The organism is Micromonospora echinofusca, from assembly GCF_900091445.1.
In the GTDB taxonomy this organism is placed as follows: Bacteria; Actinomycetota; Actinomycetes; order Mycobacteriales; family Micromonosporaceae; genus Micromonospora; species Micromonospora echinofusca.
Map to the genome: position 1 here is coordinate 177,021 of NZ_LT607733.1, position 18,750 is coordinate 195,770.

At 68.8% G+C, this 18,750-nt stretch carries 22 protein-coding genes; 15 read left to right on the top strand and 7 right to left on the bottom strand.

Going from position 1 to position 18,750, the window contains the following annotated elements:
- Nucleotides 1-62 precede the first annotated feature (62 nt).
- Complete coding sequence (locus GA0070610_RS00845; protein WP_089003191.1) at nucleotides 63-1,070, top strand: LacI family DNA-binding transcriptional regulator; 1,008 nt, start codon at nucleotides 63-65, stop codon at nucleotides 1,068-1,070.
- Between the two features lie 126 nt (nucleotides 1,071-1,196).
- Here the strand turns inward: GA0070610_RS00845 and GA0070610_RS00850 are convergent, their stop codons facing one another.
- The 3 genes from GA0070610_RS00850 to GA0070610_RS00860 form a co-directional block, all read right to left on the bottom strand.
- A complete protein-coding gene (locus GA0070610_RS00850) occupies nucleotides 1,197-1,922 on the bottom strand; it encodes a methyltransferase domain-containing protein (RefSeq protein ID WP_088998249.1) in 726 nt (241 codons plus the stop codon).
- Between the two features lie 151 nt (nucleotides 1,923-2,073).
- Nucleotides 2,074-2,391 carry a hypothetical protein gene (locus tag GA0070610_RS00855; protein ID WP_088998250.1) on the bottom strand — a complete coding sequence of 106 codons (318 nt, stop codon included), beginning with the start codon at nucleotides 2,389-2,391 and terminating at the stop codon, nucleotides 2,074-2,076.
- Between the two features lie 38 nt (nucleotides 2,392-2,429).
- Complete coding sequence (locus GA0070610_RS00860; protein WP_088998251.1) at nucleotides 2,430-4,067, bottom strand: ABC-F family ATP-binding cassette domain-containing protein; 1,638 nt, start codon at nucleotides 4,065-4,067, stop codon at nucleotides 2,430-2,432.
- Between the two features lie 75 nt (nucleotides 4,068-4,142).
- Here GA0070610_RS00860 and GA0070610_RS00865 point away from each other — a divergent pair, with 75 nt between their 5' ends.
- The 5 genes from GA0070610_RS00865 to GA0070610_RS00885 all read left to right on the top strand — a co-directional run bounded on the left by GA0070610_RS00865 (nucleotide 4,143) and on the right by GA0070610_RS00885 (nucleotide 7,594).
- Nucleotides 4,143-4,913 carry an ROK family protein gene (locus GA0070610_RS00865; protein WP_088998252.1) on the top strand — a complete coding sequence of 257 codons (771 nt, stop codon included), beginning with the start codon at nucleotides 4,143-4,145 and terminating at the stop codon, nucleotides 4,911-4,913.
- 180 nt (nucleotides 4,914-5,093) lie between these two features.
- Nucleotides 5,094-5,462: a tetratricopeptide repeat protein gene (locus tag GA0070610_RS00870; protein WP_088998253.1), complete on the top strand. Its 369-nt coding sequence runs from the start codon at nucleotides 5,094-5,096 to the stop codon at nucleotides 5,460-5,462.
- Nucleotides 5,463-5,678: 216 nt separating this feature from the next.
- Entirely contained in the window at nucleotides 5,679-5,933 is a 255-nt protein-coding gene (locus GA0070610_RS00875; protein ID WP_088987488.1) for a Smr/MutS family protein, read from the top strand.
- Between the two features lie 294 nt (nucleotides 5,934-6,227).
- Nucleotides 6,228-6,911, top strand: coding sequence for a Crp/Fnr family transcriptional regulator (locus GA0070610_RS00880; RefSeq protein ID WP_088998254.1), 684 nt, complete (start codon nucleotides 6,228-6,230; stop codon nucleotides 6,909-6,911).
- Nucleotides 6,912-7,009: 98 nt separating this feature from the next.
- A complete protein-coding gene (locus GA0070610_RS00885; RefSeq protein ID WP_088998255.1) occupies nucleotides 7,010-7,594 on the top strand; it encodes a hypothetical protein in 585 nt (194 codons plus the stop codon).
- A 655-nt stretch (nucleotides 7,595-8,249) separates the two neighbouring features.
- Here GA0070610_RS00885 and GA0070610_RS00890 read toward each other — a convergent pair.
- Nucleotides 8,250-8,744: a Pycsar system effector family protein gene (locus GA0070610_RS00890; protein ID WP_088998256.1), complete on the bottom strand. Its 495-nt coding sequence runs from the start codon at nucleotides 8,742-8,744 to the stop codon at nucleotides 8,250-8,252.
- Between the two features lie 120 nt (nucleotides 8,745-8,864).
- Between GA0070610_RS00890 and GA0070610_RS30295 the strand changes: the two genes are divergently transcribed.
- A complete protein-coding gene (locus GA0070610_RS30295; RefSeq protein ID WP_157747014.1) occupies nucleotides 8,865-9,782 on the top strand; it encodes a hypothetical protein in 918 nt (305 codons plus the stop codon).
- A gap of 639 nt (nucleotides 9,783-10,421) precedes the next feature.
- Nucleotides 10,422-11,624: an IS481 family transposase gene (locus GA0070610_RS00895; RefSeq protein WP_269458861.1), complete on the top strand. Its 1,203-nt coding sequence runs from the start codon at nucleotides 10,422-10,424 to the stop codon at nucleotides 11,622-11,624.
- Here GA0070610_RS00895 and GA0070610_RS00900 read toward each other — a convergent pair.
- A protein-coding gene (locus GA0070610_RS00900; protein ID WP_392567281.1) for an IS3 family transposase occupies nucleotides 11,599-12,800 on the bottom strand; the annotation gives its coding sequence in 2 pieces (ribosomal slippage) (nucleotides 11,599-12,513 and nucleotides 12,516-12,800; 1,200 coding nt in all). The genes GA0070610_RS00895 and GA0070610_RS00900 overlap by 26 nt on opposite strands.
- Between GA0070610_RS00900 and GA0070610_RS00905 the strand changes: the two genes are divergently transcribed.
- On the top strand, nucleotides 12,690-13,634 hold the full coding sequence (locus GA0070610_RS00905) for a hypothetical protein (protein ID WP_172896321.1): 945 nt from the start codon (nucleotides 12,690-12,692) through the stop codon (nucleotides 13,632-13,634). The genes GA0070610_RS00900 and GA0070610_RS00905 overlap by 111 nt on opposite strands.
- Nucleotides 13,635-13,773: 139 nt before the next feature.
- Nucleotides 13,774-14,340: an HD domain-containing protein gene (locus GA0070610_RS00910; RefSeq protein ID WP_089003192.1), complete on the top strand. Its 567-nt coding sequence runs from the start codon at nucleotides 13,774-13,776 to the stop codon at nucleotides 14,338-14,340.
- Here GA0070610_RS00910 and GA0070610_RS00915 read toward each other — a convergent pair.
- Nucleotides 14,328-14,798 (bottom strand): NUDIX domain-containing protein, encoded by a 471-nt coding sequence (locus GA0070610_RS00915; RefSeq protein WP_088998258.1) that lies wholly within the window; start codon nucleotides 14,796-14,798, stop codon nucleotides 14,328-14,330. The two genes, GA0070610_RS00910 and GA0070610_RS00915, sit on opposite strands and share 13 nt — an antisense overlap.
- 4 nt (nucleotides 14,799-14,802) lie before the next feature.
- Nucleotides 14,803-15,570: an XRE family transcriptional regulator gene (locus GA0070610_RS00920; protein ID WP_088998259.1), complete on the bottom strand. Its 768-nt coding sequence runs from the start codon at nucleotides 15,568-15,570 to the stop codon at nucleotides 14,803-14,805.
- Between the two features lie 178 nt (nucleotides 15,571-15,748).
- Here GA0070610_RS00920 and GA0070610_RS00925 point away from each other — a divergent pair, with 178 nt between their 5' ends.
- The 5 genes from GA0070610_RS00925 (at nucleotide 15,749) to GA0070610_RS00945 (ending at nucleotide 18,711) form a co-directional block, all read left to right on the top strand.
- A complete protein-coding gene (locus GA0070610_RS00925) occupies nucleotides 15,749-16,066 on the top strand; it encodes a hypothetical protein (RefSeq protein ID WP_088998260.1) in 318 nt (105 codons plus the stop codon).
- 241 nt (nucleotides 16,067-16,307) lie between these two features.
- Nucleotides 16,308-16,502 (top strand): hypothetical protein, encoded by a 195-nt coding sequence (locus GA0070610_RS00930; protein ID WP_088998261.1) that lies wholly within the window; start codon nucleotides 16,308-16,310, stop codon nucleotides 16,500-16,502.
- Between the two features lie 166 nt (nucleotides 16,503-16,668).
- Complete coding sequence (locus tag GA0070610_RS00935) at nucleotides 16,669-17,550, top strand: hypothetical protein (protein WP_088998262.1); 882 nt, start codon at nucleotides 16,669-16,671, stop codon at nucleotides 17,548-17,550.
- 88 nt (nucleotides 17,551-17,638) lie between these two features.
- The gene (locus GA0070610_RS00940) at nucleotides 17,639-18,505 is read left to right on the top strand and encodes an FtsK/SpoIIIE domain-containing protein (protein WP_088998263.1); all 867 of its coding nucleotides are present in this window, start codon (nucleotides 17,639-17,641) and stop codon (nucleotides 18,503-18,505) included.
- Complete coding sequence (locus GA0070610_RS00945; protein ID WP_088998264.1) at nucleotides 18,502-18,711, top strand: hypothetical protein; 210 nt, start codon at nucleotides 18,502-18,504, stop codon at nucleotides 18,709-18,711. Before GA0070610_RS00940 ends, GA0070610_RS00945 begins: the two co-directional genes overlap by 4 nt.
- Nucleotides 18,712-18,750 lie beyond the last annotated feature (39 nt).

An 18,750-nucleotide genomic window follows, 5' to 3' on the forward strand; every position in this document is an offset into this window, starting at 1 on the left:
AAGCAACGTTGTAAAGAGTCGTCCACGAGGTAAAGTGCGCACCCATGGGGGGAGGCGGCGTGGTGCGGCACAGGCTCAAGGACGTGGCGGAGCGGGCCGGCGTGTCGGTGAAGACCGTCTCCAACGTGGTCAACGGCTACGTGCACGTCCGCCCCGACACCCGCGCCCGGGTCGAGGAGGCCATCGCCGAGCTGAACTACCGGCCCAACCTCTCCGCCCGCAACCTCCGCAAGGGGCGCACCGGCGTCATCGCGTTCGCGGTCCCCGAGCTGGACATCCCCTACTTCGCCGAGCTGGCCCGGCACGTCGTCACGGCCGCGGCCGAGCTGGGCTGGACGGTGCTGATCGACCAGACCGGCGGCGGCCACGAGCAGGAGCGGGTGGCCGCCTCGGGCATCACCGAGCACCTCATCGACGGGCTGATCTTCAGCCCGCTGGCGCTCACCGCCGAGGACCTCACCGGCCTGGCCGGCACCCCGATGGTGCTGCTCGGCGAGCGCGTCGACCACGGTCCCGCCGACCACGTCGGGATCGACAACGTGGGCGCCGCCCGGGCGATCACCGCCCACCTGGCCGGTCTCGGCCGTCGCCGGATCGCCGCCATCGGCTCGCAACGCACCCCGGAGGGGGTCAGTGCCCGGCTCCGGCTCGCCGGCTACACCGCCGCGCTCGCCGACGCCGGGCTCGCCTACGACGATCGGCTGGTGGCGCCCGCGACGGCCTGGCACCGCGCGGACGGCGCCGCCGCGATGCGCGGCCTGCTGACCTCCGGCGTACGCCCCGACGCCGTCTTCTGCTTCAACGACACCCTCGCCCTGGGCGCCCTACGCGCGCTGCACGAGGCGGGCCTGCGGGTGCCCGAGGACGTGGCGGTGGCCGGCTTCGACGACATCGAGGACGGCCGCTTCTCCGTGCCCACCCTGAGCACCATCGCGCCCGACAAGGAGCGCATCGCCCGGCTGGCGGTGGAGCTGCTGGCCGGCCGGATCGACGGCGACCGCGCCGCCCCGCCCCGCGAACTCTCCGCCCCCTGGACCCTGACCCCCCGCGAAAGCACCCAGGGCCCCTGACCCCTCCCCCTCCCCCCTCCCCCTCCCCTCCCCCCGCCGGCCTTCCCGTCGATCATGAGGTTGTTGGCGCGACACGCCGCTCTGCTTGGCAACAACTTCATGATCGACGGGGTGGCGGGAGGTGGGTCAGTCGAAGAAGCGGGCCAGGTGGGCGGGGGTGGGGCCGTCCGCGTCCGGTGGCAGCGGGGTGAGGTCGGCGAAGATCGAGGCGCCGTCGCAGCCGACGTGCAGCGGATACCAGCGCGGGGTGCCCGGCGGGCGCTGGAGGCAGATGCCCTTGACCGTCTGCACGTCGAGCAGCCGTACGTGGGTCGGGTCGGCGACGGCGTTCACGTGCCGCCACCACGGGCTCATCACGTGCAGCACCCCGCCCGGCCGGAGGGCCCGGTGGCACTCGTCGACCAGCGGCAGGAAGTCGATCAGGTGCTCCAGGATGTGCACCGCGAAGAAGACGTCCACCGAGTCGTCGGCCAGCGGCAGCGAGCCGGAGAGGTCCGCCACCGCGTCCACCCCGGGGGCCGGGAAGATGTCCAGCCCCAGGTTGCCCGGCCACTGCTTGGTGGCGCCGCAGCCCAGGTCGACCACCACCGGGTCGCGCCCGCCGACGCGTACCCGGCACCAGACGCCGAGCACCCCGGCGAGCCGCCCGACCCGGTCCCGTACCAGCCGCAGCTCGGCCTCCTCGGCGACCTCCCCGCCGAGGTGGGCCACCCCCCGGTCGAAGCGCACCTCGACCGCGAGGTCGCGCAGCCGGTCGTCGTGCCGGGCCTGGTCGGCCCACGCCTCGGCGAGGAATCCGTCGATCGCCCGCAGCCGCTCGGCCGAGGGCGGATGCTGTGCCAGCGCGACCATATCCGGGCCACCTCCCGCCGGCCGATACCCGGATCCCCGCCCGTTATGCCCGGGGCATCCCGCCCGCCGCCGCGTCAGCCGGTGGTAGTGCGGCGGGGGGGCGGCTGGCCGGGTCAGCCGGTGGTCGTGCGGCGGGTGGCCTGTCGCCGGCTCAGCCGGTGATCGTGCGGCGGGGGCGGGCGCCACCGCGCATGCGCTGCCGGGGCTGCGGTGCGGCCGCCTTGGGCCGCTTGAGGTGGTAGCGGTGCAACTCGTTGTTGCCGGGCAGGGACGGGTCCTCGCTCATCGCCACCAGTTCCCAGCCCTGGTCACCGGCCCGGTTCAGGTGCGCCAGCGCGGTGTCGCCGTAGGGCGTCACGTCGACCATGGAGCCGTCCGGGCCGTACCAGACGAAGACGATCTCCCAGCCGATGTCGGTGGTGGCCGCCTGGCGGCGGCGGACCAGCAGCGCGTACTCCCACTTGAGCATGGGGTCATTCTCACCCGCCGCGAGCGGGTCGGCACGGATCAATCCTCGGCGATCCGCCCGGCGGCCACCCGCAGCCGCCGGTTCGTGGTCACGGTGTCGAGCATCCGCCGGTCGTGGGTGACCAGCAGCAGCGTGCCCGGGTAGCTGGCCAGCGCGGACTCCAGCTGCTCGATGGCGGGCAGGTCCAGGTGGTTCGTCGGTTCGTCCAGCACCAGCAGGTTCACCCCGCGCCCCTGGAGCAGCGCCAGCGCCGCCCGGGTCCGCTCGCCCGGCGACAGGGTCGCCGCCGGCCGCAGCACGTGCCCCGCGCGCAGGCCGAACTTGGCCAGCAGCGTCCGCGCGTCCGCCGGCGACAGGTGCGGTACGGCGGCGCCGAACGCGTCGATCAGCGGCACGTCGCCGAGGAACAGGCCCCGGGCCTGGTCCACCTCGCCGACCACCACGCCCGGACCGAGCGCGGCGTGCCCGGAGTCGAGAGGGAGCCGGCCCAGCAGGGCGGCGAGCAGGGTGGACTTGCCGGAGCCGTTGGCCCCGGTCACCGCCACCTTGTCGGCCCAGTCGACCTGGAGGGTCACCGGACCGAGGGTGAAGTCGCCCCGGCGTACGACGGCGTCGCGCAGCGAGGCCACGACGGCGCCGGCGCGGGGCGCGGCGGCGATCTCCATCCGCAGCTCCCACTCCTTGCGCGGCTCCTCGACCACCTCCAGCCGCTCGATCAGGCGCTCGGTCTGCTTGGCCTTGGCCGCCTGCTTCTCGGTCGACTCGGCGCGGAACTTGCGGCCGATCTTGTCGTTGTCGGTGGCCTTGCGGCGGGCGTTCTTCACGCCCTTCTCCATCCAGGCCCGCTGGGTGCGGGCGCGCGCCTCCAGGCCCGCCCGGGTGTCGGCGTACTCCTCGTAGTCCTCCCGCGCGTGCCGGCGGGCGACCTCGCGCTCCTCAAGGTAGCCCGCGTAGCCGCCGCCGTAGTGCCGGACCTGCTGCTGGTGCAGGTCCAGTTCCAGCACGCGGGTGACCGTGCGGGCGAGGAACTCCCGGTCGTGGCTGACCAGCACCGTGCCGGCGCGCAGCCCGGTGACGAACTCCTCCAGCCGCTCCAGGCCGGCCAGGTCCAGGTCGTTGGTCGGCTCGTCGAGCAGGAACACGTCGTAGCGGCTGAGCAGCAGCGAGGCCAGCCCGGCCCGGGCCGCCTGGCCGCCGGAGAGGCCGGTCATCGGGTGCTCCAGGTCGACCGTGAGCCCCAGCTCGGCGGCCACCTGCTCGGCCCGCTCCTCCAGGTCCGCGCCGCCGAGGGCGAGCCAGCGCTCCAGCGCCTCGGCGTAGGCGTCGTCGGCGCCGGGCGCGCCGTCGGTGAGCGCCGTCGTCGCCGCGTCCAGGGCGGCCTGCGCGGCGGTCACCCCGGTTCGCCGGGCCAGGAACTCCCGTACGCCCTCGTCGGGCCGCCGCTCCGGTTCCTGCGGCAGGTGCCCGACGCTCGCCGTGGGCGGGCTGAGCGCCACGCTGCCGGCCTCCACCGGCAGCAGTCCGGCGAGGGTACGCAGCAGCGTCGACTTGCCGGCCCCGTTCGGCCCGACCAGCCCCACCACGTCCCCCGGTGCGACCACCAGGTCCAGCCCGGCGAACAGCGCCCGGTCCCCGTGCCCCGCGGCCAGCCCCTTGACGATCATCGTCGCGCTCATCAGTGTCCGACCCTATCCCGCCCCGATCGCCCACCCTTGCTCCGCGCCCCGGCAGACGCGCGGCACACTGCTCGGGTGGTGACCACTCTGGCGATCGACTGTGGCGGCGGCGGGATCAAGGCATCGGTGCTGGACGAGGCGGGCACGATGCGCGCCCGGCCGCTGCGGGTGCCCACCCCGTACCCCCTGCCGCCGGCGCTCTTCGTCAAGACGCTGCTGGACCTGGCGGGTCGGCTGCCCACGGCGGACCGGCTCACCGTCGGCCTGCCGGGCATGATCCGGCACGGGGTGGTGGTGGCCACCCCGCACTACGTGACCCGCTCCGGGCCCCGCTCGAAGGTCGACCCGGGCCTGGTCGCCCAGTGGTCCGGGTACGACGCGCGGACCGCGCTCGCCGAGGCGTTCGGGGTGCCCGCACTGGTGCTCAACGACGCCGAGGTGCACGGCGCCGGGGTGGTCGCCGGGACCGGCTGCGAGCTGGTGCTGACCCTCGGCACCGGGCTGGGCAGCGCGCTCTTCGACGGCGGGGTGCTCGCCCCGCACCTGGAGCTGTCCCACGCCCCGGTGCGTTGGAACACCACCTACGACACGTACGTGGGGGAGCCGGAGCGGCGCCGCCTCGGGGACGCGTTCTGGTCCCGCCGGATCCGGCAGGTCGTCGAGGGGCTGCGGCCGGTGTTCCGCTGGGACCGGCTCTACCTGGGCGGCGGCAACTCCCGGCTGATCCGCCCCGAGCAGCTCGCCCGGATGGGCGACGACGTGGTGGTGGTGCCCAACACCGCCGGCATCGTCGGCGGCGTACGCGCCTGGGAGCTGGCCGCCAACCGGCACGGCGCCGCCACCTGACGCTGCTTCCCCTCCCCCCTCCGCCCTCGCCTCCGACTCCGTCTCCGTCTCCGTCCCGCCGGCTCCGGCGGCGTCGCGATCGCCCGCCGGGCCCGCGCGGTTCCCGGTCGGGAACAGTCGCGGTACGGCGGATGTTGTGCCAGCGTCGGGACAGTGGCGCGACACGAGGGGGTGGGTCGGATGGACCTTCTGGCCGAGTACCGGCGGGCGACCATGTTCTTCGAGGCCGGTGACCCGACCGGGGCGGCCCGGCTGCTCGAGCCGATCGTCGAGGCCGAGCCCGGCAACGCCTCGGTACGCCAGCTGCTGGCCCGGGCGTACTTCCAGTCGGCGCAGCTCAACCGGGCCGAGGCGCAGCTGCGGGAGCTGGTCGACCGGGACCCCGCCGACCACTACGCCCACCACGTACTGGGCCGCACGCTGGAGCGGCTCAACCGGCACGCCGACGCGCTGCGGCACCTGCGTATCGCGGCGGCCATGCACAGCGGCAACGACGACTACCGCGTCGCCCTGGACCGGGTGCAGACCCGGGTCGAGGGCAACCGCTGACAGCGCGGGCACGGGGCGGGGCAGCTCGGCCGAGCTGCCCCGCCCGCGCGCTCGTCACCGTCATGCGCGCCGCCGGAGCGCCGAGGTGATCAGGGCGCCATGGACCGTGAAACGGCCGGGTGACGTCCATGCCGTCCTGATCACCGGGCATCGCGGTGGGCGCCGCGGGGCGCCTACCATCGGCGGTATGGGACGTGAGCTGGCAGCGGGTGCGCGATGAAGCTGAAGCTGGACCTGCACGACATCTTCAACAAGGGCCAGGACATCGACCGGGCCCTGCGCGGGATCATGGACGAGGCGGTGGCGAAGAAGGCCACCCTCGTCGAGATCATCCCCGGCAAGGGCTCCGGCCAGCTCAAGAAGCGGGTGCTGCGCTTCCTCGACCAGAAGGACGTCAAGCAGCTCTACCACCGCGTCGAGAAGGACTCGAAGAACTTCGGCCGCCTCTTCGTGCACTTCCGCTGGAAGTAAGAGCCCCAGCCTCCCGGCCTCCCACGCGATCCCCGGCGCGGCATGTGACCTGCTGAAACGCCTTCCGTCGGTTTCCGTCATCTTTCGCCGTTGCTCGCGCTCGGTTGTGCCGGATCTGTGCCCGGCCCTGAACCGATCGGTTGCCGGCGGAGCGGTGGCTGACGGTCCGGAACATGGGGCCGCCCGCCTCAGTCGGTCGGGACCCCGAGATCGTTGGAATCCTGCTGCCCGATGGTCATTGGCGACAGCAGCCTGTGTCTGGTTTTTCCTGGTTGTGGCAAGTAGGATCCCGGCGTGACGGACTCTCCTGTAGATCAACTTCGCGCAGCATTGAGTGCCGAGGAGAGGGCCGAGCTGCAACAGCTGGGGATTCCGGTCAACCTGGCGGCCGGAACCGTCCTGTTCTCCGAGGGTGACACCACCACTCATGCAGTTTTGATCAAAGAGGGCCAAGTCAAGGTTGTCTCCACCGGGCCGCAGGGGCAGGAAGTAGTCCTAGCAACGAGAGGCCCGAGCGAAGTGGTGGGCGAGATGGCCCCACTTGATGGACGACCCCGGTCGGCGACCGTGGTGGCGGTCACTCCTGTCGAGGGCGCCATCGTGAGCGCCGACCTCTTCAATGCCTTCCTAGATAGGCATCCACGGGTCATGCGCTTCTTACTCTTGCAAGTCGCTCAGCGACTTCGTGACGCCGACCACCGACGGGTTGATCTTGCCACCCTGACAGTAGGCGCCCGCGTGGCTGCAACGCTGCTGGAGTTGGCGGGCCTTGATCCTCGAAACCCCGACCAGGCCGAGGCTCACCCGATCCCGGACATCTCCCAAACCGAGCTTGCCGGGTACGTGGGAGCATCACGCGAAGCCGTTGCGAAGGTTCTGCGAGAGCTTCGAACCAAAAAGATCATCACCACCGGCAGGCGATCGATCGTCATCGACGACGTGCCCGCCCTTGCCGCCCTGACCAGGATGAACATGTAAGAAGACCATCGGCTTTGGTACTTCTTCACACTCTGACTGTCGCGTAGTACCATCGAGTCCTCGGTGTCCGGTGCGAGCTGCCCGGGAGGAGGGGACCGATGTACCAACACGGCACGTTCACGTTTCTTGGTCTGGACATTGAGGCGTTCCATCGCGAGGACCGCGACCTGAGCGCACAGATGGCCCTGCGTTCTCAGCTGCTGTCCATCCTGGACTCCGCTCTCAAGGACGCGGGGCTCTGCTCAGACGCGAAGATCCTCGACCGAGGTGACGGCGCCGTGGTGGTCTTGTCGTGCGGGCCCCTTCGGGTCCTAACCGGGGTTGTGCCGCGCTTGACAGCGTCGCTCGACAACTACAACGAGGGCAAGCCCTCTCGCCTACTCCTCCGACTCCGCCTAGCTGTACATCAGGGCACCGCCGCCTATGACGAGCGGGGCGGCTATATCGGGCGAGACCTGACCTTTGTCTTCCGCATGATCGAATCGGAGACCATGCGTCGCCAGCTCGCAACGACGACGCAACCGATCGTGCTAGCTGTATCGGAGCAGGTGAAAGAGGAGGTGAAGGCCGCCAGAGCGGAGGATCAGCAGTCAATCCCCAAGCTCGGATCGCTCAGTTTCCATACGAAAGAAACGCGAGCGACAGCCTGGACCGCGCAACTGGGAAGGTGTGTTCCCGCCTGAGGGATCCCCATCACGAGCAATGGCAGTGAAGTCTGCCTGCACTCCCAGCAGGAGAACTTGCGCGGGTCGCGTCCTGCTCGACGCGAACCCGCACCTACTGACGTCTCCCGAAAGGTCACCTACATGCCCCAGTCAGGATCCAGCAAGAAGGCTGCCGCACCGGAGCCGTCCGCGCCATTGGACGTTCGGTTGGTTGTCCTGCTCGCCTTGGCCGGCCTCGCCGCTTGGTTGGCCTTCGTGAACCCTGCCGCTGCGGTGGCGGTTGGGTTCGGTCTGACCGTCCTCTACACCCTTCACCTCATGACGAAGCGTTAGTCGCAGCAGTTCCCAGGACCAAGTTCCGTTAGCAGTCACGCTGGCGGAGCTTGGTCCTGCGTCCCAAAGGAGCCACCAGCCGTCGATGAGCTGCGCCAGCAGCGGGCCTGAGATGTCCGAACGGTCCACCGGAGTGCACGGACGTCCGGCGTTGCCCGCGCCCGTCGTCACCGAGTTGGTCACCTAGCCACAGTGTCAGGCGTTGAAGCGGAACCTGGAGTAGTGGTCATTCCTTCACCAGCAAAAACGGTGTCTTGTACGCCGTCTGGGCCCTCGCCGATGAACCGGGCCTGGGCTCGTCATCGTTTCTGGGCAGCAGCACGGAGACCGCTCAGGGCGTTCAGAGCCGGTAGGCAAGGACAGCCGCTCCGGACGAAAGCATCGCGGCACCGAGCAGGTAGATTGCGACCGCCACCCGCCGGAACTTCGCCCTCGCGACCTTGCTGTTGGCCCACACCTGCTCCGCAAGGTGCCGCTCGAATCGTTCTTCGTCCGCTGTCAGCGCGGTAAAGGTGTCCACGTAGCCTCTCCGGTCGCCGCCGTATCGCCGCGCCACATGATCGAAGTAGATCAGAGAGCGAGCCTCGCCGGTTCGGAGTCTCGGAGCCAGAATGCGCGAAGCAATCAAGGCCGCGCCGCCCAGACAGAGGATGGCGACGACGAGAAGGCCGGCATAGACGGGCTCATCCTTAAAGTCAGCCAGCCGAGGGATCCTCTTGACGAGCAGGCCGCCTAAGACACCGGAGGCAGCCAGTACCGCTGCCGCCTTGGCGTCTGCAAATCGGATCCACTCGTTGACTTGGCCGAGCGCTTTCCATCCGTTGTCCGCAGTCACGCTCCGATACCGTACACACCCAGCCCACCCGAGGCCGCCCCACCCACCCGCTCTGTTGATCAACTGGGATGGTTTGTCGCACTGCCCCACTACCGTGACAGCCATCCCTTAGGAGGACCCGTGACTGAAGTAGATCTCAAAGCACTCCTTGCCGATGTTGATGGAGATGTAGCTACCGAATTAGCCTCCAAACCGGAGGTTATTGACAAGGGGCACGAGCTAGACATATCTACCCTTCCGATCCAAGCTCGGAAGTGGCACAAGTTGAGGGACGCCGTCGCGGTGGTAGCGGACCTCAAGAGCTCTACTCAACTTGGCCTGAACAAGCATGCCGCTTCAACCGCCAGTATCTATGAAGCCGCCACGGGCGGGGTGGTTCAGATCTTTGATGAATTCGATGCGAACTTTGTGGCAATTCAGGGTGATGGAGCCTTTGCTCTTTTCTGGGGCGATAAGAGGAGGCAGCGGGCGGTTTGTGCCGGAATTACAATAAAAACTTTTAGCTTTAAGCATCTGGTGCCGCGCTTAGAGAAGAAGTGGGATGGCCTGCCAGAAACGGGACTAAAGGTCGGCTTAGGGAGTAGCCCTCTTCTGGTAAAGCGCGTTGGCGTGCCTCGCACCGAGCACCAGGAGCCGGTTTGGGCTGGACGAGCTGTCAACTATGCCGCAAAGGCGGCCCAGCAAGCTGATCGCCATGAGATGGTTGTTACGGGGACAATCTGGGACTGGGTATCCGACAACGACTTTCTGGCCGTCACCTGCTCCTGCAGCAACCCAAACCCCGACCTCTGGTCCAACATCACTATCGAGAAGATTCCTGACGGCGACGGTGACCGCGAGGGCAAGCGCCTCACGTCAAGCTGGTGTGATGTGCATGGGCCGGAGTACTGCGCCGCCGTGCTGGAAGGGAAGAAGCGGCGTGCAGACGTCACCACTCAACGGACATCAGCACTTGCGGCAGAGATGAAGAGTTGGGTACGCAACAAGGCGGCTCAAGATCGCAAGAACCGGCTAGCCCGATATCAAGGGCTGCACTGAGGCAACCGAACATCCCTGAACCTCACCCGCCCTGTACCTACAGCCTCAACTCTCGAACAACCTCGCCATCCCGTCTGCCGTCGACCCGCCCTCTGGGGAGCGGGCCGCCGCCCGGCCCGCCACGTCAAGACGGCCTTGACGCACGTTCGGACGCTGACGGGTCGGGCGGCGGTCTGCTCGGCTTGCCCGGGTCGATGGCAGGCGGGATGGCCTACCGCAACCACCCCCGGACCGCGACGCGCCGGCGGTGCCCCGGCCATCCTGGAGCCGGAGCGCCCCCGCCGGAGGCGCAGTAACCGCAACCCCGCGACCGCCGCCAGCTCGCCGACGCGGCCGGCGTGCGCTCCCCTACGCCGCGCGGGCTCGTGGCCGCGCGGCCCGGCCGGCTGCCGGCCCACCCCACCCGGTCAACGCTGCTGTCGTCATGCGGCGGCCCCTCCGGGCTTTCCGCTCTCCGCGCCAGCCGCCGGGCGTGTTGCGTGGCCGGAGTCGGAGCGCCAGCGCAGCGACGGACGCGCGCCCAGGCGGCGGCGCGTGCGGCCCGTCAAGGGCCGCCTCGAAGACGTACAGAAAGTTTGAACCACTTCGCCGGCAGCCGGCTTGTCCTCCGTCGGCTGATGTGCGACACGCGTCCGCCAGGTGATCTGCGACAGTGGTCGGTTTCGGCACTCTGAGCCCGACGTCTCCGCGGGGCGTCGGGACTCGGGGAGGCCGGGATTGGCGCTGGTTGTCTTGTCGGTTGTCGAGCAGCGGTTGGACGCGGTCCGTGCGGTGCTGGCCGGGTCGGATGTGGTGGAGGTGGCCGCCAACTGTGGGGTGCATCGGTCGACGGTGCATCGGTGGGTGGGCCGGTATCTGACTGAGCAGTTGGCGGGGTTGGCTGACCGGTCGCACCGGCCTCACTCGTGCCCTGGTCAGGTGGCGGAGGCGGTTGAGGTCGCGGTGGCGGAGATGCGTCGGGAGCATCCCCGGTGGGGGTCGCGGCGGATCCGGTTGGAGATGCTGCGCAAGCCCGGCCCGTGGGTGGTCGAGGACCTGGCGGTGCCGTCGGAGCGGACGATCGACAGGATTTTGCAGCGGCAGGGGCTGCTGCGGGTCCGGCCCCGGAAACGGCCGAAGGACTCGTATAAGCGGTGGGAACGGCCTGCGCCGATGCAGTTGTGGCAGATGGACATCGTCGGCGGAGTGCAGTTGGTCAACCCGGCCACTGGTGTAGTGCGGGAGGCGAAGCTGGTCACCGCCGTTGACGACCACTCCCGGTACTGCGTGATCGCGAAGGTCGTCGAACGGGCCACCGGCCGGGCGGTGTGTCTGGCGCTGGCGGAGGCCCTGACCCGGTTCGGGGTCCCGGAGGAGATCATCACCGACAACGGCAAGCAGTTCACCGACCGGTTCGGCAAGTATCGTCCCCGCACCGGTGAGGTGCTGTTCGACAAGATTTGCCGCCATAACGGCATCACGCACCGGCTCACCGCGCCGGCTTCACCGAACCAGAACGGCAAGGTGGAACGGTTCCACGGCACCGTCCGCCCGGACTTCCTCGACACCGCCGAGGCGTTCACCAGCCTCCGGGAAGCCCAGGCCGCGGTGGACGCGTATGTGTTGCACTACAACACCGACCGGCCCCACCAGGCCCTCGACCCGAGAACACCGGTCACCCCTGCTGACCGGTTCCAGCCGGTCGGAGCCCAGCAGCGGACGCTGGTCGACCTGTGGCTGCCGCCCACCCTGGACCCCGTCCCCTCCACCGAGGTCCAGCCGGTGGCAGCCGACGCACCACCGGTCCTGAGGTTCCCCCCGGGATGTGGACACCGGGTTATGCCGCGATCTGGTGCAGCGTAGTCGGTGTGAGGGTCTGTTCGTAGTCGGCGGGGCTGAGGTAGTCGAGTGCGGAGTGGCGGCGTCGGTGGTTGTAGAAGGCGATCCACCGGAACACGTCGCGGCGGGCGTCGGCTTCGCTGGTCCAGGTGCGGCGGTCGACGTCGAGTTCACGTTTGAGGGTGGCGAAGAACGCCTCGGCCAGGGCGTTGTCGTACGACGAGCCGATCCGCCCCATCGAGCGGCGGATGCCGTGCCGTTGGCAGACGTCGGCGAAATCGCCGCTGCCGTATTGGGCGCCCCTGTCGGAGTGGAAGACCACGCCGTCGACCCGGCCGCCGCGGGCGGCGACCGCGGCGGCCAAGGCGTCGATGATCAGGCCGGTGCGCATGTGGGTGTTGATCGACCAGCCGATCAGCCGGCGGGTGGCGATGTCGATGACCGTGGCCAGATACAGCCAGCCATCACCGACGCGTAGGTAGGTGATATCGCCGCACCACCGCTGATCCGGTGCGGTGGCGGTGAAGTCCCGGCCGATCAGGTCCGGCACCGGCGGGACGGCCGGGTCGGCGATGGTGGTCCGTTTGCGGCGGCGCAGGTGCCGGCCCACCACGTCGCGTTGGCGCATGATCCGCTCGACCCGCTTGCGGTTGACCCGCACGCCCTGGTGGTGCAGCTCGACGGTCACCCGCGGGGAGCCGTAGGTGCCGCCGGAGCCGGCGTGGATGGCCCTGATCTGCTCGGCGAGGGCGTCCTCACCGGCGGCGCGAGCCTGCCGAGCGGGCTCGCTGGCGCTCCAGCGATAGAACCCCGAGCGGGACACCGCCAGGACCCGACACAGCCGCTTGACGCCGAACACGGCACGGTGGGCGGAGATGAACCGGAAGCGGCCGGTCACCGATCCATCTCCTTCGCGAAATAGGCGGCTGCCTTACGCAGGATCTCCTTCTCCTGCCGCAACTCCGCGACCTCACGCCGCAGCCGAGCGATCTCGGCGTCCTTGTCAGCCACCGACAGCGCCTCGCCCGAGGCCCCCGAACCCGTCTGGATTTGGCGTTCAGCGGCGCGGACCCAGTTGCGCAGCGTCTCGTGACTCATCCCCAGCTCACGGGCCACCTGATTGATCGGCCGCCGCGACGAGCGAACCAAATCAACCGCGTCACGCCGGAACTCTTCCGTGTACTTCGATGGACGCCCCAACGGGGACACCCCTTCCTCTGGACCAACATCCAGTCTCAGGGTGTCCACATCTCAGGGGGAAGCCCAGTCCAGGCCCAGGAGACGGCGGTGGAGCCGGGTGGACCCGTGGAGTTCGACCGGGTTGTCCCGGCATCGGGCAATCTGATGGTCTGCCAACGCCAGTTCTGGATGGGCACCCACCGGGCCGGCATGGTGGCCCGGATCTGGGCCGACTGCGACCTGATCCACGTCCTCATCGCCGGCATCCGGATCAAGACCGTCCGGTCTCACCTGAGCGTCAACGACCTGGCCACCCTCGTTCGCCAGGGCGCCGTCCCGGCCGGCCCCGCACCGCTGCCGCCGATCGAGGACGGCGACGCCATCGAGGTCGAACGCTGCGTCAACCGAGGCGGCGGGGTCTCACTGGGCCAACACATCGTCCTGGCCGCAGAGATCCTCGCCGGCCGCCGCGTCGGCATCCGCATCGAGCCGACCACCCTTATGTTCTACGACCTGGACACCCGCGAACTGCTGCGCACCCGCGCCAACCCGCTCCGCCCGGAACAGATGAAGCGCCTGCGTGGCGCCCGACCGGCAGGACCACCACCACGACCCTCCGTCGAACCCGTTCGGGTGCAACGGAGGGCTTCCAACAGCGGGATCATCATGGTCGCCGGCCAGAAAGTAGCCCTCGGCCGGCTGCACCGCCACCAGACAGTCACCGTGACCGTGTCCGAAACGACCCTGGCGATCGAACTCACCGACGGCGACACCAAGGTCATCCGACGCACGACCACGCAGCCAGTCCGTAGCATCAAAGGCCAGCGACCGCGGATCGCTACCTCAGTTTCCTAGACCACCCGTCGCACATCACCTGGCAGAGCTGCGTCGCACATCAGCTGTCGGATCACACGCCGGCAGCCGGCCCGGTCCTGCCTCGCTACCGTCCGGACACGGGATGGCGTGGGCTGAGTGCGCTCCGTACCCTGACGGCATGGCCGCCTTCGTCGATACCGCCCGGGAAGTTGCGCGACACCTGCTGGAGAAACCGCTACCTCGTCGGTGGAGTCACGTCCAGGCGGTCGCCGCCAAAGCGGACAGGATCAGCGGGGCGGTTCCCGCCGAGGACCGGGATGTGCTCGTAGCCTCCGCGTGGCTGCATGACGTGGGCTACAGCCCCGACTTGGTCGACACCGGCTTTCACTCCCTCGACGGTGGCCGTTGGCTTCGGCGCGAGCAGTTCAATGAGCGGATCGCCGCCCTGGTGGCGCACCACTCCTGCGCCTGGCTGGAAGCGGAAGAACGTGGACTCGATGAGGCCTTGGCCGCCGAGTTTTCCCGGGAAGAGACGCCGGTAACCGATGCGCTCTGCTTCTCGGACATGACGACCGGGCCGGACGGCCAAGACTTCGAGGTGCTGGATCGGCTCGCGGAGATTCGGTCGCGGTACGGGCCTGAGCACCTGGTGACTCGGTTCATCTGCCGGGCGGAACCGGAGATGGTCGCCGCTGTGCAGCGGACTCAGCGCCGGCTCTCGGGCAGCGTCGCTCAGCCGATGTAGGGCTCGGGGCGTTCCTCGTAGCCGTGGGTGATGCGGAGCAGCGTCGACGGGTGGATGTCGAGCGCGCCCAGCTCGTCGCGAGCGACCCATCGGACGTTGCTTGACTCGTCACTCGGCGTCGGGGTGCCGCCGACGGGCACCGCTCGGAGGCAGAGCGAGAACTGCTGTCGTACCTCACCGTCGGAGTAGGCGACTACGTGGCCCGGGTCGGAGTAGACGCCGACCATGCCGGTGACCTCGACCCGTACGCCGGTTTCCTCCTGGGTCTCCCTGACCGCGGTCTCCGCCACCGACTCGCCGATCTCCTGGCCGCCGCCGGGAAGTGACCACAGGCCGTTGTCGGTGCGCTGGATGAGCAGCACCCGGCCGGCCTCGTCTCGGGCGAAGACGGATACCGCCACCACGATGCTGTTGGCCTTCGGCGCGTTCGGGTCGTGGTAGTGCTCGGTTCTCGCCATGGCCCTAGGCTGCCACCTCGCCGCGCTCGCCGCCCGGCTGGGGCTTCGAGGCCTTCCGGACCCGGTCGAAGCTGTCGGCGTAGGTGCCGAACAGGTCGCCGCCGTTGAGCCGCCGCAGGTGCATCACGGGTGCGTGCGGTGCGTGGCGCCCGAGTACGTGCATGTTGACCAACATCTCGTCATCGAAGCGGTAGATCGAGTTGTAGAGCGTCGTGTCGTGGTAGAGCACCGTCACCCCGGGCGCGCCTTCGAGCCGGTTGTAGTACTGCTGGACCTGGCCAATCTTCGCGGCCATGAGGCCGGGTGCACCCTCCTCGACGCTTCTCCGCTCGATCGCCTCACTGGTCGGATCACCGAGCAGAATCGTCACCTCGACACCGTCCGCCCCCTTTTGACGCAGGACGTCGACAAGCTGCGGGTCCTGCTCCACCAGAAAAAGGCCGGCGTAGGCCAGGACGTCAATCCGCTCCTCTGCTCGCTCGATCAGGCGACCCCAGAGGTCGTACGGTACGGAGGACCGCCGGGAGTAGATCTGGAGCAACTCGCTCTGTCCGATCTTCGACGCCCGCTCCGGCGTCACCGCCTTGGGCCACAGGTAGGGCACATCTTCGCGTACCACCGCTGCGATTGCGTGCCGGTGACGTGGATAGGGAGTCCGGTCTTGGGTGATCCACCGCTCTACCGTCTTTGGGTCGACACCGATCTTTTCGGCCACCGCGCCCGGGGTCAGCCCGTTGCGCAGGATGGCATCGCGTAGCCGGTCGTTTGCCATTCGACCCTCCTCAAGGGACGACTAGGGACGAGTAAGACAGTAACCTAGACGTCCCTTAGTCGTCCAGCTCGAAGGATGGGGTGTCCGCCGCTTTTCGAGAGTCTTATCCGCAGAGGCCACGAGCAAGAGTCCACCGGGGACAAGCTCAACAATTGGCCCGAGACACAGGAGGTATCTCGTGAAGCTGTACGTGGACACCAAGGCAAAGCAGGTGACGGTGTCGAGGGATCCCGAGCCGAAGAACGACCAGAACGGCAACCAGCGGTCCGAGAAGGGAACGGGCCGGCTCATGTGGTCCACCCAGGTCTTCGTTCTCGACGAGACGGGCGGTGAGGTCATCTCCATCACCACGGCGGGTGAGAAGCCGAGCGTGATGGTGGGACAGCTCATCGACGTCGAGCAGTTGGAGGCCATCCCGTGGGCGACCAACGGGCGTAACGGCGTCGCGTTCCGTGCGATCTCGCTGAAGCCAAAGGCTGGTTCGGCGGCAAAGTAGTCCTTCGCGCATCGTGCTGCGTGAAGCCTGCGGTGTCTCCTGAAGCGGCCTACGGTCCGCTCTCCTGATCCACCTTGAGTCCGGGAGCGTTACTGGCTCCTACTCTCCCGGCCTCGGCAACCCATCGGGTTGCCATCACCTAGTTGCACGGGGCCGGTATGGCCTCTCGTGCCGCCGGTCCCGTGCCGGTTCTTCCCTCTATTCCATTGCAGCCGCCGGCTGCTCCCACGAGGAGGAACACATGTCGAATCTTCGTTACTACGTCACGTTTTTCCACACCACCGCTGATGGTGCCCAGGTTGAGTATTTCGAGTACCAGCCGGCCAGCCCGATCCGGGGCTATGACGACATCGCCAAACTGACCGACCTCATTCGCGGCTGGGGCCGCAAGCAGGTCACCGTGCTGGGCTTCTCGCCCCTGGCGGACGAGGAGTAGATCGCCCTCGCACGCCAACTGATCCGAATTCGAGCGCGGGGCCGGTACTGGCTCCTACACCTGCCGGCCCCGTGCTCTCCAACCCATCCAGCCCAATTGCTTGGGAGGACGTGTCGTGTCCAAGTCTAGCCCTCGCCGCTCGTTCGGGCGGAAGTCAACCGGAACCGTGACAGTTATCGAAGCCAAGGTCCACCGGTCCTCGGCCCGAAACGCCCGCATGGCGTTCATCCTCGCTGCGGTCATCATCGGCATCCTGACGGCCGTGGTGGCCGCTTCCTACGTACACCCGATCATCGCGCTGTTCATCGGCGTAGCCGTCGGCGTCCCGTGCGGCGCGTTGGCCTGGCTCCTGGTCCGCGTGTGGCCGGTGCTGCGGCTGCTGTGGTGGTGGACCCCCGAAATCGTCCTTACCACCCTGCTGCTCGCGGGCTGGGTCCAGCTCGCCACCCACACCCCGACCCTCGTCACCCTTGCCGTCGTCGCCGTCGTCCTCGGCGTCCCGGCCGCCGTGCCCGTTCTCCGCCGCCAGGTCGTCGCCTGGGTGTGGTGCCTGATCGTGCGCCACCGGCTGCGGGTGTGCTTCGCACAGTTCATCGTCGCCAACCAGTCCGGCTCCCTCCCGCTGATCCTCTGGGCCAAGCCGACGCCGGTCGGCGAACGGGTCTGGGTCTACCTACGGCCCGGCCTGTCCCTAGCGGACCTGGAAGGTCGCCTCGACAAGATCGCCGTCACCTGCCACGCCTCGTCCGTCCTGGTCGAGCGGGCCGCCGACGGCAATGCCGCTTACCTGCGGTTCGACATCAAGCGCCGCGAGGTGCTCACCGCAACCGTCACGTCACCGCTGGCCGACGCCATCCCCACCGACACTCCGGCCACCGACCGGCCGACGCCGGCCGTCCCCACCGCCCTGGACCTGCCCGACGTCCAGGCCCCCACCATCGCGCTGCCCGTCCAGCAGCCCAAGAAGCCGGCCGCCACGTCGGCCAACGGCAGCAAGCCGGCCACCACGCCGTCGCCGGAGGGCGACGACATCTCCGACTGGATCTGACCTACCCGCACCCATCCGGACGCGGGGAGCCCCAACGGGCTCCTTCGTGTGGCTTCCCGCGCCCACCAACGCCCAAGGAGGGCAACCCATGACCATGGCAACCGCCCCGACCGCCGGCATTCCCGTGGGGCCCGGCCTGTCGATGTTCGACCCGATCTTCCTCGGCATCGACGAGTTCGGCCAGCCCGTCTACGTCACCCTCGCCTACCGCAACCTCCTCGCCGGCGGTGAGCCCGGTGGAGGCAAGTCCGGCCTGCTCAACGCCATCGCCGCCCACGCGGCGCTGTCGGCGGACTCCCGGCTCGTACTGCTGGACGGCAAACTCGTCGAGCTGGGCCAGTGGGAGGACTGCGCCGACGCCTTCATCGGCCCCGACATCACCGCCGCACTCGACGTCCTGCGACGTCTTCAGCAGGTGATGAACAACCGGTACGCCTGGCTGCGCGCCCACGGGCGCCGCAAGGTCACCGCTGCCGACGGCTTGTCCGTCATCACCGTCCTAGTCGACGAGATCGCCTTCTACTCCGCCACCATCGGCGCCAAGCAGGAACAGGAAGAGTTCGTCGCCCTCCTGCGTGACCTGGTCGCACGCGGCCGTGCCGCTGGCATTCCGGTCGTCGCCGCTACCCAGCGGCCGTCGTTCGACATCATCCCCACCAGCCTGCGGGACCTGTTCGGCTACCGCGCCGCCTTCCGCTGCACCACTCCGAACAGCTCGAACATCGTCCTCGGCCACGGCTGGGCAGAGCAGGGCTACTCCGCCACCGACATTGCCCCCACCAACCAGGGTGCGGCCTACCTCATCGCCGAGGGCGGCGTTCCCCGCCGCATCAAGGTCGCCTACCTGTCCGACATCCAGATCGCCGGCATTGCCGACTACGCGGCCTGGATCCGCCGTCCCAGCGGCATCACCATCCCGACCGGCTCTCCTTCTGACTGGGGGATCGCGGCATGACCGCCCGAGAGCGCGTCGTCATCCGTCTCAACAACCAGCGGGCCACCCGGTACACCGATCTCTTGGTCATCGGCACTCCCGAAGACCTGGCCCCGATGTTCGAAGCCGCCAGCCGCCTTGGGCGACTCGTCTTCATTTCCGCGCCCGTCCCGATGGGCGACAACGACACCCGCTTCCGCCGCTACGTGCGGCTGCGCAACCAGTAGCAGCCGACAGGACCGGACCACGCCTGGCAGCAACGCCGG

Excerpts from the sequence above, each read along its gene's own strand:
- GA0070610_RS00910 (WP_089003192.1), top strand. The coding sequence starts at position 13,774 with ATGGCCGCCTTCGTCGATACCGCCCGGGAAGTTGCGCGACACCTGCTG.
- GA0070610_RS00920 (WP_088998259.1), bottom strand. The coding sequence starts at position 15,570 with ATGGCAAACGACCGGCTACGCGATGCCATCCTGCGCAACGGGCTGACC.
- GA0070610_RS00945 (WP_088998264.1), top strand. The coding sequence starts at position 18,502 with ATGACCGCCCGAGAGCGCGTCGTCATCCGTCTCAACAACCAGCGGGCC.
- GA0070610_RS00940 (WP_088998263.1), top strand. The coding sequence starts at position 17,639 with ATGACCATGGCAACCGCCCCGACCGCCGGCATTCCCGTGGGGCCCGGC.
- GA0070610_RS00870 (WP_088998253.1), top strand. The coding sequence starts at position 5,094 with ATGGACCTTCTGGCCGAGTACCGGCGGGCGACCATGTTCTTCGAGGCC.
- GA0070610_RS00855 (WP_088998250.1), bottom strand. The coding sequence starts at position 2,391 with ATGCTCAAGTGGGAGTACGCGCTGCTGGTCCGCCGCCGCCAGGCGGCC.
- GA0070610_RS00915 (WP_088998258.1), bottom strand. The coding sequence starts at position 14,798 with ATGGCGAGAACCGAGCACTACCACGACCCGAACGCGCCGAAGGCCAAC.
- GA0070610_RS00930 (WP_088998261.1), top strand. The coding sequence starts at position 16,308 with ATGTCGAATCTTCGTTACTACGTCACGTTTTTCCACACCACCGCTGAT.
- GA0070610_RS00860 (WP_088998251.1), bottom strand. The coding sequence starts at position 4,067 with ATGAGCGCGACGATGATCGTCAAGGGGCTGGCCGCGGGGCACGGGGAC.
- GA0070610_RS00885 (WP_088998255.1), top strand. The coding sequence starts at position 7,010 with ATGTACCAACACGGCACGTTCACGTTTCTTGGTCTGGACATTGAGGCG.
- GA0070610_RS00850 (WP_088998249.1), bottom strand. The coding sequence starts at position 1,922 with ATGGTCGCGCTGGCACAGCATCCGCCCTCGGCCGAGCGGCTGCGGGCG.
- GA0070610_RS00875 (WP_088987488.1), top strand. The coding sequence starts at position 5,679 with ATGAAGCTGAAGCTGGACCTGCACGACATCTTCAACAAGGGCCAGGAC.